The sequence below is a fragment of the Puniceibacterium sediminis genome, assembly GCF_900188035.1.
GTDB lineage: Bacteria > Pseudomonadota > Alphaproteobacteria > Rhodobacterales > Rhodobacteraceae > Puniceibacterium > Puniceibacterium sediminis.
In genome coordinates this window covers 83,293-98,042 of the sequence record NZ_FZNN01000006.1, presented here as the reverse complement: position 1 = coordinate 98,042, position 14,750 = coordinate 83,293, and the positions used below count along the sequence as shown (strand labels likewise).

General features: G+C 62.2%; 14 protein-coding genes. 4 read left to right on the top strand and 10 right to left on the bottom strand.

Features of this window, described 5'->3' with window-relative positions:
* Positions 1–46 precede the first annotated feature (46 nt).
* The 5 genes from plsY to CHB75_RS08500 form a co-directional block, all read right to left on the bottom strand.
* On the bottom strand, positions 47–658 hold the full coding sequence (plsY, locus tag CHB75_RS08520) for a glycerol-3-phosphate 1-O-acyltransferase PlsY (RefSeq protein ID WP_089270111.1): 612 nt from the start codon (positions 656–658) through the stop codon (positions 47–49).
* Positions 658–1,956 carry a dihydroorotase gene (pyrC, locus tag CHB75_RS08515; protein WP_089270110.1) on the bottom strand — a complete coding sequence of 433 codons (1,299 nt, stop codon included), beginning with the start codon at positions 1,954–1,956 and terminating at the stop codon, positions 658–660. Before pyrC ends, plsY begins: the two co-directional genes overlap by 1 nt.
* A 76-nt stretch (positions 1,957–2,032) precedes the next feature.
* Positions 2,033–2,581, bottom strand: a complete 549-nt coding sequence (locus CHB75_RS08510) for a hypothetical protein (RefSeq protein WP_089270109.1) — start codon at positions 2,579–2,581, stop codon at positions 2,033–2,035.
* Positions 2,578–3,528: an aspartate carbamoyltransferase catalytic subunit gene (locus CHB75_RS08505; protein WP_089270108.1), complete on the bottom strand. Its 951-nt coding sequence runs from the start codon at positions 3,526–3,528 to the stop codon at positions 2,578–2,580. Before CHB75_RS08505 ends, CHB75_RS08510 begins: the two co-directional genes overlap by 4 nt.
* A gap of 69 nt (positions 3,529–3,597) precedes the next feature.
* Positions 3,598–4,506 carry a zinc-ribbon domain-containing protein gene (locus tag CHB75_RS08500; RefSeq protein ID WP_089270107.1) on the bottom strand — a complete coding sequence of 303 codons (909 nt, stop codon included), beginning with the start codon at positions 4,504–4,506 and terminating at the stop codon, positions 3,598–3,600.
* Positions 4,507–4,666: 160 nt separating this feature from the next.
* Between CHB75_RS08500 and CHB75_RS08495 the strand changes: the two genes are divergently transcribed.
* Genes CHB75_RS08495 through CHB75_RS08480 form a run of 4 tightly spaced genes read left to right on the top strand, consistent with a single transcriptional unit; the run spans position 4,667 to position 7,569 of the window.
* Positions 4,667–5,344 (top strand): cell division ATP-binding protein FtsE, encoded by a 678-nt coding sequence (locus CHB75_RS08495; RefSeq protein ID WP_089270106.1) that lies wholly within the window; start codon positions 4,667–4,669, stop codon positions 5,342–5,344.
* Complete coding sequence (locus tag CHB75_RS08490) at positions 5,341–6,246, top strand: cell division protein FtsX (protein ID WP_425439495.1); 906 nt, start codon at positions 5,341–5,343, stop codon at positions 6,244–6,246. Before CHB75_RS08495 ends, CHB75_RS08490 begins: the two co-directional genes overlap by 4 nt.
* Positions 6,246–6,980, top strand: coding sequence for a lysophospholipid acyltransferase family protein (locus CHB75_RS08485; protein ID WP_089270105.1), 735 nt, complete (start codon positions 6,246–6,248; stop codon positions 6,978–6,980). Before CHB75_RS08490 ends, CHB75_RS08485 begins: the two co-directional genes overlap by 1 nt.
* A complete protein-coding gene (locus CHB75_RS08480) occupies positions 6,967–7,569 on the top strand; it encodes a pyridoxamine 5'-phosphate oxidase family protein (RefSeq protein ID WP_089270104.1) in 603 nt (200 codons plus the stop codon). Before CHB75_RS08485 ends, CHB75_RS08480 begins: the two co-directional genes overlap by 14 nt.
* A gap of 136 nt (positions 7,570–7,705) precedes the next feature.
* Here CHB75_RS08480 and lpdA read toward each other — a convergent pair whose 3' ends face one another.
* The 5 genes from lpdA to CHB75_RS08455 all read right to left on the bottom strand — a co-directional run bounded on the left by lpdA (position 7,706) and on the right by CHB75_RS08455 (position 14,694).
* Positions 7,706–9,094, bottom strand: a complete 1,389-nt coding sequence (gene lpdA / locus CHB75_RS08475; protein ID WP_089270103.1) for a dihydrolipoyl dehydrogenase — start codon at positions 9,092–9,094, stop codon at positions 7,706–7,708.
* 86 nt (positions 9,095–9,180) lie between these two features.
* Positions 9,181–9,576: an MAPEG family protein gene (locus CHB75_RS08470; RefSeq protein WP_089270102.1), complete on the bottom strand. Its 396-nt coding sequence runs from the start codon at positions 9,574–9,576 to the stop codon at positions 9,181–9,183.
* Entirely contained in the window at positions 9,573–10,118 is a 546-nt protein-coding gene (locus CHB75_RS08465) for a hypothetical protein (protein WP_089270101.1), read from the bottom strand. Before CHB75_RS08465 ends, CHB75_RS08470 begins: the two co-directional genes overlap by 4 nt.
* A gap of 79 nt (positions 10,119–10,197) precedes the next feature.
* Entirely contained in the window at positions 10,198–11,718 is a 1,521-nt protein-coding gene (gene odhB / locus CHB75_RS08460) for a 2-oxoglutarate dehydrogenase complex dihydrolipoyllysine-residue succinyltransferase (protein ID WP_089270100.1), read from the bottom strand.
* 3 nt (positions 11,719–11,721) lie between these two features.
* The gene (locus CHB75_RS08455) at positions 11,722–14,694 is read right to left on the bottom strand and encodes a 2-oxoglutarate dehydrogenase E1 component (RefSeq protein WP_089270099.1); all 2,973 of its coding nucleotides are present in this window, start codon (positions 14,692–14,694) and stop codon (positions 11,722–11,724) included.
* Positions 14,695–14,750: the final 56 nt, after the last annotated feature.

Below are 14,750 nucleotides of genomic sequence, written 5' to 3'. Positions count from 1 at the left end.
GCGCGTCACGTTATGTAACGCGCGTCGATCCGTTTCTGTCCGTGGTTCAGGCGCTTTTCTGACCGACTTTCGGTTCGATCCCGGCCCTGATGCGGGACAGATTGCTGCTGTGACGCCAGAAGATCAGCAGCGTCAGCAGGAGGGCGAGGACAGCTGCCTCGCGCTGTCCCAGCAGGAGCGTATAGGGCGCAGAGGCGGCAGCGGCGACCAATGCGCCAAGGCTTGAGATGCGGGTTGCGGCGACGGCGGCCAGCCAGGTGATACAGCACAGCATGCCGACCGGCCAGACCAGCGCGAGCAATATGCCAAGGAAGGTTGCCACGCCCTTGCCGCCCTTGAAGCCCAGCCAGACCGGAAAGCAATGGCCCAGAAATGCCAGAAGCGCGGCCAGCTGCGCCGCGTCTTCGCCCGCGAAGTGACGGGCCAGAAGCACGGCGACAGCACCCTTGGCGCCGTCCAGCAGCAGCGTCAGCGCGGCGGCCTTCTTGTTGCCGGTGCGCAGCACGTTGGTGGCGCCGATATTGCCGGACCCGATGTCGCGCAGATTGCCGATGCCGAAAGCACGGGTCAGCAGCAGGCCAAAGGGGATCGACCCCAGCAGATAGCCGATCAGCCCCCAGAGGGCGAGTACGACTGCGGTGTTTTCAATTGCTGGCATCACTGGCTCCGGTAGACGGACAGGCCGTCGACGAATGTCTCAAGGACCCTACCCTGCAGGCGGGCGCCGTCAAAGGGGGTGTTTTTCGATTTCGAATTCAGCTTGAACCGGTCGAGGATCATCGGCTTGTCCGCATCAAAAAGCACCAGATCGGCGGGTGCGCCTTTTGCGATGCGCCCGGTGTCCAGACCCAGACGGCGGGACGGGTTCAGCGACATGGCCCGGAACAGGCCGGGCAGGGTCAGATCGCCGGAATGATACAGCCGCAGCATGACCGGCATCAGGGTTTCAAGACCGACGGCACCGGATGCGGCCTCTTCATACGGCAGGCGTTTGGATTCTTCGTCCTGCGGCGTGTGCATGGAGCAGATCACGTCGATCAGGCCCGAGCGGACGGCCTCGATGATCGCCTGACGGTCTTCTTCGGCGCGCAGCGGGGGCTTGACCTTGAAGAAGGTGCGGTAGTCGCTCACGTCGAGTTCGTTCAGGGTAAGGTGGTGCATGGAGGTGCCGGCCGTCACGTCAAACCCGTTTGCCTTGGCGCGTTCCAGTGCGGGCAGGGCGCGGCTGGTGGTGATCTGGTCGGCGTGGTACCGCACGCCGGTCATTTCAACGAGCGCGATGTCACGGTCCAGCCCCATGCGTTCGGCCATGGCTGTCACACCGGGCAATCCGCGCAGGGTGGCGAACTTGCCGCTGGTCACGGCGCCGCCGCGCGACAGGCCGGGGTCCTGCGGGTGCGAAATGACCAGCGCGCCAAGCGAGCGGGCATAGGTCATGGCGCGCGACAGGACGCGGGTGTCGGCCACGACGTGATCGCAGTCGGTAAAGGCGACGGCCCCGGCATCCATAAGAAAGCCGATTTCGGTCATTTCGCGGCCCTCGCGACCCTTGGTCAGGGCGGCCATGGGCAGAACCTTGACCGGGGCGGCTTCGTTCGCGCGGCGGCGGATGAATTCCAGCACCTCGGGTGTGTCGATGGCGGGCAGGGTGTCTGGGCGGGTGACGATTGTGGTCACGCCCCCGGCGGCGGCCGCGATTCCGGCCGAGCCAAAGCTTTCCTTGTGCCGTTCACCCGGTTCGCAGACCTTGACGCCGATATCCACGATGCCCGGCGCGACAAAGCGGTTGTTGGCATCGCGGCGCAGATGGTCGGGGAGCAGATCGCGGCTGACCTCGGGCGTGGGGGTGTCAAAGATTTCGGCGATGACGCCATTGCGGACCAGCAGTGCGCCGGGGCGGATGATGTCGCCTTCGGGGTCGATGATACGGGCGTTGGTGATCAGCAGGTCGGTCATGCGGCGTCTTTCTGGATATCGCGCAGCGGGCTGTGTGCCGGATGTGCGTCGCAAATAGGTTCGAGGTCCGGGTGGTTCATCTTCTGACCCCGATTGCAAAAAGCAGGATCGCCAGCAGCACGATGCCCAGTCCCAGCATCGGCCCGCTGAGCTGGCTCAGGTCACCCCATGAGGGGCTGGCCCGACCGTCGGTGATGCGGCCGCGTGCGGATTTCGACCGGAGTGGAGTGAGCTCTGCCGGGCGGGTTTCTTCGGAAAAGGTGCCGATCCAACGCAGGGGCGGTGATATCTTCAGGCTCTGTTCAACCTGACCGAATGCGGCTGAGGGCAGCAGCAGCACATGGCCGCTCAGCGCGTCCAGCTGTGGGCGGGCGGCCCTGAAATCTTCGCCGGTAAGACCGTAGCCTTCGGCAAGATAGGACGACAGGGTCATGGCGCCCAGATCGTCGATCGCGACCGTTTCGACATAGGCACCGCGCAAGAGGCTGGCACCAAGGGCATCGCGCAGCGGCCATTCACCGGTTGCGGCCTCGTTCGCGAAGTGTTCGATCGTGTGAGATGGCAGGTCGATGACGAAAACGCGCAGCAGGCCGATTTCGTAGTCGGAGATGGCCATCCGGGTCATACCAGAACTTCCTTGGGCCGGGCGCGCAGATTGCGGGCAAGCAGATCCATCACCGCCATGCGCACGGCGACGCCCATTTCCACCTGTTCCTGAATGACGGACCGGTTGATGTCATCGGCCAGCGTGCCGTCAATCTCGACCCCGCGGTTCATCGGGCCGGGGTGCATGACGATGGCGTCCGGCTTGGCGCGGGCCAGTTTTTCCGCGTCCAGGCCGTAGCGATGGTAATATTCCCGTTCGGATGGGATGAACCCGCCGTCCATGCGTTCCTTTTGCAGCCTTAGCATCATCACGACATCGACGTCCTGAAGGCCTTCGTTCATGTCCTCGTACACTTCGCAGCCAAGGTCGCGGATGCCTGCGGGCATGAGAGTGGCGGGGCCCACAAGGCGGATGCGGTTTTCCATCTTGCCCAGCAGCATGATGTTGGAGCGGGCCACACGGCTGTGGGCGATGTCGCCGCAGATGGCGATGGACAGCCGGTGCAGACGGCCCTTGGCCCGGCGGATCGTCAACGCATCCAGCAGCGCCTGCGTGGGGTGTTCGTGCCTTCCGTCACCGGCGTTGATCACAGCGCAGTTGACCTTTTGCGCCAGCAGATCGACGGCACCGGAATGGGGGTGGCGCACGACAAGCAGGTCGGGATGCATGGCGTTCAGCGTCATGGCGGTATCAATCAGGGTTTCGCCCTTCTTGATGCTGCTGGCCTGCATGGACATGTTCATCACATCCGCGCCCATCCGTTTGCCCGCCAGTTCGAAACTGGCCTGCGTGCGGGTCGAGTTTTCGAAGAACATGTTGATCTGAGTCAGACCCGACAGCGTGGTCGAACGCTTGTCGCGTGCCCGGTTCAGGGTCACGTATTTGTCGGACAGGTCCAGCAGGGCGGTGATTTCGTCTGGCCGAAGGGGTTCTATCCCCAATAGATGACGCTGATCGAAACGCATAGGCGGGCTCCTTGCTGGTCGGAGCGGTTATAGGAACCGCTATTGCGCGCGGCAAGGGGGCCGAGAGGCTCAGTTGTCGGCGGTCGGCTCTGCGCTGAGGCCTTCGAGGTACAATAACAGAGATGACACCTGAGAATCGAGCCAGAGCCGCATCAGGTCGATCCTGCTGACATATTCCACCAGCAAGGGTTTGGCCGCAGGCAGCGCCTCGCCGATCTGCGGCGCAAAGATGTAGAGCGCGCCGATGATCACGGCCAGCAGCAGCACCGCGATGAAGCCGCGGCCAAAACTGCTGCGCGGTTCATCATCGGGAATCGCGCGGCTTTGCGGCGGTTCGAACCTGCGCTGCGCGCGGGGCTGTTCGCGGGTGGGCCGCAGGCTCTGGTCGATTTCTTCCACATCCGGCAGCAGGTCGCGCCGAAATGGTAAATCGGGGGCAGGCGCCGTATTCGGCGCCGATGGCGTAGCTACGGGTTCGGCAGGCTGTTGGTGGCGCTGCATCGGGGCCGTGAATTCATGTGATTCGCGGATACGCCGGGCGGCTGCATCTGCGACGCGGGGCTGATTCAGCCCGAGTTCAGGCTGGCTTTCGAGGCTGGAAAACTCGGTCGCGCGCTGGCGGCTTTCGCGCGAGGCCTCTTCTCGGAGCACCTCTGCCACCGCCGGGTCGAGCGCGCGGGTTCGCACGATGGCCAGTCTGGCCGAATCGCGTGGCAGCGACGAGGGCGCATCCTCGTCGTCGTCATTTGCGTCGTGTAATGGTTGCTGTGACGGCGTTGTGGTCGGTTCAGTAGCCTCTGACGTGGCCACAGCTTCGGCCAGTTGATCGGATTTTGCGGTCAGCATGGAGTCGTCACCGGGGCGGTTCTGATACCAGGCGTGCCCGCAGCTTGAACACTGCACGTCGCGACCGGCCTCGGGGATCATCCCGACCGGAACCTCATATTGGGCATCGCAATTCGGGCATGTCAGCCGCATGTCGTTACCTTGTCCTGTACTTTGTTCCGGCCGGAACGGTTCGTGACAGCATAAGGCGGGCCGCGTCGGCGGAAAAGTCTATTGTCTGGAAGCCGACGCATTGAAACCGGCGCGAGGCTGCTGCACAACAGGGCAATTCCGAAATCAGGCAGGTGCCCGTGTGATCGAACTGGAAAATGTGGCCTATTCCTATGGCGGAGGCGAATTGCTGACCGACATTTCCCTGGGGTTGGCGCCGGCAACATTCCATTTCCTGACCGGGCCGTCCGGCGCGGGCAAGAGTACCCTTCTCAAACTCTGCTACGGGGCCTTGCGGCCAACCGGCGGGCATGTACGCCTGTTTGACCGTGACGTGACCCAGATGGACCGCGACGCCGTGGCGATCAGCCGACGCCGCATCGGGGTCGTGCATCAGGATTGCCAGTTTCTGGACCATCTGTCGGTGGCCGAAAACATTGCCCTGCCGCTGGCCGTATCGGGGCAGGACAGCGCGGACGAACGGGCCAACCTGCGCGAATTGCTGGGCTGGGTCGGGCTGACCGGGCGGGCTGATGCGCTGCCGCCGGAATTGTCGGGTGGTGAACGTCAGCGCGCGGCGCTGGCCCGTGCGGTTATCATGTCGCCGGATGTGATCCTGGCGGACGAGCCGACCGGGAATGTCGACTGGGAGATGTCACAAAGGCTGCTGCAACTGCTTGTCGAATTGAACCGCATGGGAAAGACGATCCTGATCGCGACCCATGACCTATCGCTGATCCGGGCAGCAAAGCAGCAGGTGCAGGCGCGGGTCCTGCGGATTTCCAAGCGGCGTCTGCAGCTGGCAGGTACCGACCTTTGAAACTGGATCTTATGGTTCTGAAGGGGCTGATGACCTCTGATGCCGCCGCCGACCGGGTGGTGCCTCCCTCCGGGTATACTGCGCGGCTGACTATGTTTTCCGCCGCCACCATGGCCTTTCTGGCGGTCTTTGCACTGGCGCTGTCGCTGTCCGCGGGACGGGTGGCTCAGGAGTGGGGTGAGGCGCTGGCCCGCTCATCGACCCTGCGGATATCTGCGGCACCCGAGGAGTTGTCGGCCCAGACCGCCGCAGCCCTGCGGGTGCTGGAAACCACGCCCGGAGTCGAGGAGGCGCGGCCGCTGAGTGCCGAAGAGCAGCAGGCGCTACTGGAACCTTGGTTCGGGCCGGATCTGCCGGTGGATACGCTGCCGATGCCCCAGCTGATCGACATTGTCGAAACACCAGAGGGATATGACAGCGACGGTCTGCGCCTGCGGCTGAGTGCCGAGGTGCCTGGCGCTGTTCTGGACGATCACACCCGCTGGCGGCGGCCGCTTGTGGCGGCAGCGTCACGGCTGCGGCTGCTGGGCTGGGTGTCTATCGGGCTGATCGCGGCGGCGACGGGGGCGATGATCACGCTGGCGGCAAATGCGGCGCTGGCGGCGAATGCAAAGGTGATCACCGTGCTGCGCCTTGTCGGCGCGACGGATGCCTATATCGCCGGAGCCTTTGTGCGCCGATTCACCCTGCGTACGCTGGGTGGGGCTGCACTGGGCACCGCTTTGGCAATAGGTGCGATCCTGGTGCTGCCTGATGCCGGAGAGGCTGGCGGCTTTTTGGCGGGAATTGGTTTTCAGGGGTGGCACTGGATCCTGCCGCTGGTCGTGCCGCCGCTGGCCGCGCTGGTGGCGCTGTACGCGACACAGGCTGCGGCCCAACGGGTTTTGAAGGAGCTGACGTAATGGCATATGCTGTGCAATGGGTACGCTCTCTGGTGTTCATCGTTTCGATGTATCTGGGGATGCTGGTGCTGGGGATCGTGTTCTTTCCCTGGGCGGTGGTGTCGCCACGCGGCGCGCGGCTGGCCTGCGTCTCTTTCTGCCGCTGGGTACGCTGGACGTTGGGTTGGATGGTCGGTCTGAAGACCGAGGTGCGTGGCGAGGTGCCCACGGACGAGGTTGTCGTGGCGGCCAAGCACCAGTCGTTCCTAGATATCATCCTGATCTTTGGCGCGGTGCCGACGGGCAAGTTCATCATGAAGCGCGAACTGCTGTGGGCTCCGATCCTTGGGCAATACGCCCTGCGCATCGGCTGTGTGCCGGTGGATCGCGGCAAGCGGGGCGCGGCCATCCGGAAGATGGCCGATGATGTTGCCGCAGGGGCTGCGCAACCCGGGCAGCTGATCATTTATTCACAGGGCACGCGCGTCGCCCCGGGGGCCAAGGCACCCTACAAGGTCGGCACGGCGGTGCTGTATGAACAGCTGGGGCAGGACTGTGTGCCGGTGGCGACAAATGTCGGCGTGTTCTGGCCCAAGCACGGGATCTATCGCAAGCCGGGTGTGGCGGTTGTGGAATTCATGCCGCGTATCCCGAGCGGAATGGAGCGGGCAAAGTTTCTTGCCAAGCTTGAAGCAGAGGTCGAGGGCAGGTCGAATGCCCTGATGGCAGAGGCAGGATTTCATGCAAAAGATTGAGACGATCGAGGCTCTGGAGGCGCTTTACAGCACCCCGGGCGAGGCGGCCTTGCGCAAGGTGGCACGACGCATGACACCGACCTACCGGCGCTGGATCGCGGCGTCGCGGTTCTGCATCCTGGCAACTGTCGGGCCGGAAGGCTGCGATGCGACACCGCGGGGCGATGACGGTCCAGTGGTGCAGGAACTGGATCCCGGCACATTGATCCTGCCTGACTGGCGCGGGAACAACCGGCTGGATTCGCTGCGCAATATCGTGGTGGACGGGCGTGTGGCGCTGATGTTCATGGTGCCGGGTGACAATATCGTTGTGCGGGTGAACGGGCGTGCTGTCGTGACCGAGGATGCAGACCTGCGGGCGCGTTTCACTCAGGCAGGCCGACAGCCTGCAACGGTGATTGTCGTGGATATCGCCGAGGTCTATGCGCAATGCCCCAAGGCGCTGCTGCGCTCGGGCCTCTGGGCGCGAGACGATGCCGCAGGAATACCGTCTCTGGGAGAGATCCTGGCTGAGATGACATCGGGCGACATTGCGGCGCAAGAGTGGGATCAGACATACCCGAAGCAGGCCGCGAACACACTCTGGTAGGGGCGCGAACAAGAGTTTTGCCAAAACTCTTGGCAAGGATTTTCTGAAAATCCTTGGGCGCGCATTGAGATGGAGCGCCCGGAAGGGCCAGGGGCGGGACCCACGCTGGTGGCACGGTTCCCGCCCTTGGCATCACTCACATGTGGATTGCACCGTCGCCGCAGGCGAGCGCAGCTTCGCGCACAGCCTCTGAATATGTGGGATGCGCATGGCAGGTCAGCGCAACATCCTGCGCAGCCGCCCCGAATTCCATGGCCACGCAGATTTCGTGGATCAGGTCGCCAGCCATCGGGCCGATGATATGCGCGCCTAGGATCCGGTCAGTGGCCTTGTCGGCAATGATCTTGACGAAGCCGTCTGCTGCAAAGTTGGCCTTGGCGCGGCCGTTGCCCATGAACGAGAACTTGCCAACCTTGTAGGCGTGCCCGTCCTTTTTCAGCTCTTCCTCGGTTTTGCCCACGCTTGCCACTTCGGGGTGGGTGTAGATCACACCCGGGATCACGCCGTAGTTCACATGTCCTGCCTTACCGGCAATGACTTCGGCTGTGGCCATGCCTTCATCCTCGGCCTTGTGGGCCAGCATCGGGCCCACAATGGCGTCGCCGATGGCGTAGATGCCTTTGACATTCGTCTGCCAGTGGGCGTCGGTCTTGATCTGGCCGCGTTCGGTCATCTCGATACCCAGCGCATCCAGGCCCAGCCCATCCACATAGGGTTTACGGCCTGTGGCAACCAGCACGGTGTCGGCATCCACGGTGTGTTCGCTGTCATCCTTGCGCAGCTTGTAGGTCACGGTGGCCTTGGTCTTGCTGGCCTCAACGCCCTGTACCGCAGCGCCGAGGGTGAATTTCAGGCCCTGCTTGGTCAACAGTTTCTGGAAGGTCTTCTGCACCTCTGCGTCCATGCCGGGGGTGATGGTGTCGAGGAATTCGATCACCTGCACTTCGGCGCCGAGGCGGGCATAGACCGAGCCGAGTTCCAGCCCTATGACGCCGGCGCCGATCACCACCAGCTTTTTGGGGATCTTGCCCAGTTCCAGCGCGCCGGTCGACGTCACGACGACCTTTTCATCAATCTCGACACCCGGCAGGCTGCTGGATTGCGATCCGGTGGCGACGATGATGTTGTTCGCATCATGGATTTCATCGCCGACCTTGACCTTGCCGACCTCGGGGATCGAACCCCAGCCCTTGAGCCAGTCGATCTTGTTCTTTTTGAACAGGAATTCGATGCCCTTGGTGTTTTGTCCGATCACTTCGTCCTTGTAGGACAGCATCTGTTTCCAGTCCACGGTCGGCGTCTTGCCCTTCAGGCCCATGGCAGCAAAGTTGTGTTCCGCTTCGTGCAGCATGTGGGTGGCATGCAGAAGCGCCTTGGACGGGATGCAGCCCACGTTGAGGCAGGTGCCGCCAAGGGTTTCACGCCCTTCGACGCATGCGGTTTTCAGGCCCAGCTGGGCGCAGCGGATCGCGGCCACATAGCCGCCGGGGCCGGAGCCGATGACGATGACGTCGTATGATGCCATGGTGGTGTCCTTTCTGTTGGTGGGGGCGGCGCTGCCCCGTCGCGCAGGCGCGACTCCCCCGGAATATTTGTGGGCAGATGATGCCCTTAGACGAGTGCGGCCAGAAGCATGATCACGGTGGACAGAAACCCGATGGCCCAGATCAGCGAGCGCCACGGGCGCAGGCCGAAGTAGTAGGCCGGCACATAGGCGATGCGCGCGATCAGGTAGGCCATGGAGCAGAGAGCGGTGACGGCATTGCCCTGATCAGAAAAGGTGATGATGAAGACCCCGATCGAAAACAGGATCAGCCCTTCGAAATGGTTGTTCATCGCACGCTGGAGGCGGGCGGTTTTTTCACTGAGCTGTCTGCTGGGCGGACGGTCGCGGGCCGAAGACGTATAGCCGGTGCCAAGCTCGATATTCGCAGGGATCGCGAAGAGCACGTATTGCACGACCTGAAGCAGGGCTGCGAGGGTGAGGATGGTGAGTTCGGGGGTCATTTATTCGGTTCCGCGATTTCAGCCAAGGTATTTTCCAATTCACTGAAAGCTTTGAGAGCCTCATATGAAAAAATCCACGCGAGAAATAAGCCGAGCGCCAAAGTCCCGATCGCAGAAGGCCATACTTGTTCAAGCAGGCAATAATCTAGTGCCAGAATAACTGAGCCGATGGCTGTTGAAGTGCCTAGACACCGAAATAACTCGTTCCGCAGTTCCGCTAGTCGCAATTTTTCAAACCAAAATCCGCTAGCATCTTCCTTGCAGAAGAGGAACATAGCGTAGAGTGCAGATCGGTGCGGGCGGCCAACTGGTAATCCGCTGCCAACAGATATTAAAAGCTCGCCCATAACATACGCTGCGAACACGATGAGAAGGTTTATTGCAAACTCGGAGAGTACAATGGCCCCTCCTAGGTGTTCTACAATAGCTAGAGCCAATTTATCTCCAAAATGCCATCCAAAAAAGAGAAAAAAGCTGCCGCCTATCCCCAGGGCACTGAATGTGCGGTTCCAAGACGTTGGAATACTGCGATATTCAGCCATTTTTTCACCGTACAACTATTTGACTTGGCATCGACGTAAGAATTGAAGGTAGCGGGGCGAAACCGCCCCGCCGTATCAATTACAGATCCATCAGCAGACGGCGCGGATCTTCGAGGGCCTCTTTCACGCGGACGAGGAAGGTCACGGCGCCTTTGCCGTCTACAACGCGGTGGTCGTAGCTGAGGGCGAGGTACATCATCGGGCGGATCTTGATTTCGCCGTTGATGACCATAGGGCGGTCCTGGATCTTGTGCATGCCGAGGATGCCGGACTGCGGCGGGTTCAGGATGGGCGAGGACATCAGAGAGCCGTAGACACCACCGTTCGAGATGGTGAAGGTGCCGCCCTGCATTTCCGCCATGGAGAGCTTGCCGTCACGGGCGCGCTTGCCCTTTTCCGAGATGGCCTTTTCGATTTCCGCAAAGGACATCTTGTCGGCGTCGCGGATCACCGGAACCACAAGGCCGGTCGGCGTGCCGGCGGCGATGCCCATGTGCACGAAGTTCTTGTAGACGATGTCGGTGCCGTCGATTTCGGCGTTGACCTCGGGGACCTCTTTCAGCGCGTGGCAGCAGGCCTTAGTGAAGAAGGACATGAAGCCGAGCCGTGCGCCGTGCTTCTTCTCGAACAGCTCCTTGTATTCAGAACGCAGGGCCATCGTCTCGGTCATGTCCACCTCGTTGTAGGTGGTCAGCATGGCGGCGGTGTTCTGCGCATCCTTGAGGCGGCGGGCGATGGTCTGGCGCAGGCGGGTCATCTTGACCCGCTCTTCGCGCGCCGCGTCATCGGCCGGGACCGGGGCGCGGGGCGCAGCGGGGGCGGCGGCCTTGGCGGGGGCGGCAGTTGCGGCGGCAAGGGCCTTGGCCACATCGTCCTTCATCACGCGGCCGTCACGGCCCGTGCCGGTGACCTGATCGCGGCTGATGCCGGCCTCGGCCATGGCCTTCTTGGCCGAGGGTGCATCTTCGACATCCTTGCCGCTTGACGCAGGTGCCGCTGCGGCGGGCGCTTCGACCGTCCGGGCCGGTGCGCTGGAAGCGCCCGATCCGCCGATGACCGCAAGCTTGCCATTGGCCTGAACGGTGGCACCTTCGCCGGCGATGATTTCGGTCAGGGTGCCTGCGGTGGGGGCGGGCACTTCGACCGAGACCTTGTCTGTTTCAAGCTCACACAGCATTTCGTCCTGCGCCACGGTGTCGCCGACCTTCTTGAACCAGGTCGAAACGGTCGCTTCGGAGACTGATTCGCCCAGCGTCGGCACCATGACGTCGGTGCTGCTGCCTTTGGCGTCAGGTGCGGCCGCCGCGGCGTCCTTCTTTTGTTCGGAGGGGCGGAGTTCGGGCGTTTCCGAGCCGGCCTCGCCCGCCGCGGCGATGTTGGCCAGAAGGGCGTCGACGCCCACGGTTTCGCCCTCTTGCGCGACGATATCGGCGAGTGTGCCTGCGACGGGCGACGGCACTTCGACCGTCACCTTGTCTGTTTCCAGCTCGCACAGCATTTCGTCAACCGCAACAGAGTCACCGGGTTTCTTGAACCAGGTTGCAACGGTGGCCTCGCTCACGGATTCGCCCAGTGTTGGTACGCGGACTTCGGTGGTCATGGTTTATTTCCCTTCAATCGTCAGCGCGCCGTCAACGAGCGCCGCTTGCTGTGCTTTGTGCATGCTGGCCAGACCAGTGGCCGGCGAGGCGGATGTCTCACGGCCCACGTAGCGCGGGCGCAGGTGCTGGGCCTTGATGCGACCAAGGACCCATTCGAGGTTCGGCTCCATGAAGGTCCATGCGCCCTGATTTTTGGGCTCTTCCTGGCACCAGATCATTTCGGCCTGGGGGAAGCGTTCCAACTCCTTGACGGCCGAGATGGCCGGGAAGGGATAGAACTGTTCGAACCGCAGGATATAGACATCGTCGAGGCCGCGGGCGTCGCGTTCTTCCAGCAGGTCGTAGTAGACCTTGCCGGAACACATCACGACGCGCTTGATCTTGTCGTCGGCGACAAGTTTGGTGTCCGAATGGCCCTTTTCGGCGTCATCCCACAGCACGCGGTGGAAGCTGGATCCGGTCTGGAACATTTCGGCATCCGACACGGCCAGCTTGTGACGCAGCAGCGATTTCGGCGTCATCATGATCAGCGGTTTTCGGAAAGACCGGTGCATCTGGCGGCGCAGGATGTGGAAGTAGTTGGCCGGGGTCGAGCAGTTCGCCACGATCCAGTTGTCCTGACCGCACATCTGCAGGAACCGTTCCAGACGCGCCGAAGAGTGTTCCGGCCCCTGACCTTCGTAGCCATGCGGCAACAAGACGGTGAGGCCCGACATGCGCAGCCACTTGGATTCGCCTGAACTGATGAACTGGTCGAACATGATCTGCGCGCCGTTGGCAAAGTCGCCGAACTGCGCCTCCCAGACGGTGAGGGCGTTCGGCTCGGCAAGGCTGTAGCCGTACTCAAAGCCGAGAACCGCGTATTCCGACAGGGCCGAGTCGATTGGTTCGTACCGGGCCTGGCCTTCGCGGATATTGTTGAGCGGGTAGTAACGCTCTTCCGTCTCTTGGTTGATCAGGCCCGAATGCCGCTGGCTGAAGGTGCCACGGGTCGAATCCTGACCGGAAAGCCGCACCGGATAGCCTTCGGTGAGCAGGGAGCCGAAGGCCAGCGATTCTGCAGTAGCCCAGTCAAAGCCCTTGCCGGTGCTGAACATCTCGCCACGGGTGTCGAGCAGGCGGCCAACGGTCTTGTGGAGGGGGAATCCAGCAGGTGCCGTGGTGAGCGCGGTGCCAATCTGTTGCATCGTCTCGGGCTTGATCGATGTCTTGCCGCGCTGATATTTGCCCTGCTTCTGCCGGTCGAGGTGCGACCAGCGGCCATCCAGCCAGTCGGCCTTGTTGGGTTTGTAATTCTTGCCCGCTTCGAATTCTTCGCCCAGCTTGGCCTGGAACGCGGCTTTCATATCCTCGATCTCGCCCTCGGGGATAAGGCCGTCCTTGACCAAACGTTCGGTGTACAGCGTCAGAGTGGTCTTCTGCTTCTTGATCTTCGTGTACATCAGCGGGTTGGTGAACATGGGCTCGTCGCCCTCGTTATGGCCGAACCGGCGGTAGCAGAAGATGTCCAGAACGACGTCTTTGCCGAACTTCTGACGGAATTCTGTTGCGACCTTGGCGGCGTGTACGACCGCCTCTGGGTCGTCGCCATTAACGTGGAAGATGGGCGCTTCGACCACCAGTGCGTTGTCGGTGGGGTAGGGCGAAGAGCGGCTGAAGTGCGGTGCAGTGGTGAAGCCGATCTGGTTGTTTACAACGATATGCATGGTTCCGCCGGTGCGGTGACCGCGCAGACCGGAGAGGGCGAAACATTCCGCCACGACGCCCTGGCCTGCAAAGGCCGCATCGCCGTGCAGCAGGATCGGCATGACCTGCGTGCGGGTGGCATCGCTGAACTGGTCCTGCTTGGCGCGGACCTTGCCCAGAACGACCGGGTTCACTGCCTCGAGGTGCGAGGGGTTGGCCGTCAGCGACAAGTGGACCGAATTGCCGTCGAAATCACGATCCGAGCTTGCGCCGAGGTGATATTTCACGTCGCCGGAACCATCCACGTCCTCGGGTTTGAAGCTGCCGCCCTGGAATTCGTTGAAGATCGCCCGGTAGGGTTTGTTCATCACGTTGGCGAGCACCGACAGACGCCCACGGTGGGGCATGCCGATGATCATTTCCCGGACACCCAGCGCGCCGCCGCGCTTGATGATCTGCTCCATCGCGGGGATGAGGGATTCCCCGCCGTCCAGACCGAACCGCTTGGTGCCCATGTACTTCACATGCAGGAACTTCTCGAAGCCCTCGGCCTCGACCATCTTGTTCAGGATCGCCTTGCGCCCTTCGCGGGTGAATTTGACCTCTTTACCATAACCTTCGATCCGCTCTTTCAGCCAGGCGGATTGTTCCGGGTCGGAAATGTGCATGTACTGAAGTGCAAAGGTGCCGCAGTAGGTCCGTTTCACGATATCAAGGATTTCGCGCAGGGATGCGATCTGCAGACCCAGCACGTTGTCGATGAAGATCGGACGGTCCATGTCCGCGTCGGTAAAGCCATAGCTTTTAAGATCGAGCTCTGGGTGGTGGGTCGCCTCGCGCATGCCCAGCGGGTCGAGATCGGCGGCAAGGTGGCCCCGGATGCGGTAGGCGCGGATGATCATCAGCGCGCGGATGCTGTCCAGCACGGCGCGCTTGACCTGTTCGTCAGTCAGGCTCAGGCCTTTTTCGGCGGCCTTTTCGGTAATCTTCTTGCCTGCGGCCTTCGCCTCGGGCGCCATGGCGGGCATGGGCCATTCGCCGGTCAGTGCGGCGGTCAGATCGTCCTGCGGCTGCGGTGGCCAGTCGCTGCGCGCCCAGGAGGGGCCGGAAGCCTCTTTCTTGACCTCGATATCGTCATCCCCCAGAGCCTTGAAAAAGGCCTGCCAGGATTCATCCACAGCGCTGGGGTCATTGGCATACCGCGCATACATCTGTTCAAGGTAAGCGGCGTTGTGCCCCTGCATGAAGGAAGATGCGTGGAACTGGTCGTTGGGGGATTGGTCGGTCATTTTGGCACCTCGGGCGAGATTGAACCTGAAACGGGCAGAACCGGGCAGGCTGTCCT

What these genes read in the sequence shown, in the direction of transcription:
- plsY (WP_089270111.1), bottom strand. Translation starts at nt 658, where the DNA reads ATGCCAGCAATTGAAAACACCGCAGTCGTACTCGCCCTCTGGGGGCTG.
- pyrC (WP_089270110.1), bottom strand. Translation starts at nt 1,956, where the DNA reads ATGACCGACCTGCTGATCACCAACGCCCGTATCATCGACCCCGAAGGC.
- CHB75_RS08510 (WP_089270109.1), bottom strand. Translation starts at nt 2,581, where the DNA reads ATGACCCGGATGGCCATCTCCGACTACGAAATCGGCCTGCTGCGCGTT.
- CHB75_RS08505 (WP_089270108.1), bottom strand. Translation starts at nt 3,528, where the DNA reads ATGCGTTTCGATCAGCGTCATCTATTGGGGATAGAACCCCTTCGGCCA.
- CHB75_RS08500 (WP_089270107.1), bottom strand. Translation starts at nt 4,506, where the DNA reads ATGCGGCTGACATGCCCGAATTGCGATGCCCAATATGAGGTTCCGGTC.
- CHB75_RS08485 (WP_089270105.1), top strand. Translation starts at nt 6,246, where the DNA reads ATGGCATATGCTGTGCAATGGGTACGCTCTCTGGTGTTCATCGTTTCG.
- CHB75_RS08480 (WP_089270104.1), top strand. Translation starts at nt 6,967, where the DNA reads ATGCAAAAGATTGAGACGATCGAGGCTCTGGAGGCGCTTTACAGCACC.
- lpdA (WP_089270103.1), bottom strand. Translation starts at nt 9,094, where the DNA reads ATGGCATCATACGACGTCATCGTCATCGGCTCCGGCCCCGGCGGCTAT.
- CHB75_RS08470 (WP_089270102.1), bottom strand. Translation starts at nt 9,576, where the DNA reads ATGACCCCCGAACTCACCATCCTCACCCTCGCAGCCCTGCTTCAGGTC.
- CHB75_RS08465 (WP_089270101.1), bottom strand. Translation starts at nt 10,118, where the DNA reads ATGGCTGAATATCGCAGTATTCCAACGTCTTGGAACCGCACATTCAGT.
- odhB (WP_089270100.1), bottom strand. Translation starts at nt 11,718, where the DNA reads ATGACCACCGAAGTCCGCGTACCAACACTGGGCGAATCCGTGAGCGAG.
- CHB75_RS08455 (WP_089270099.1), bottom strand. Translation starts at nt 14,694, where the DNA reads ATGACCGACCAATCCCCCAACGACCAGTTCCACGCATCTTCCTTCATG.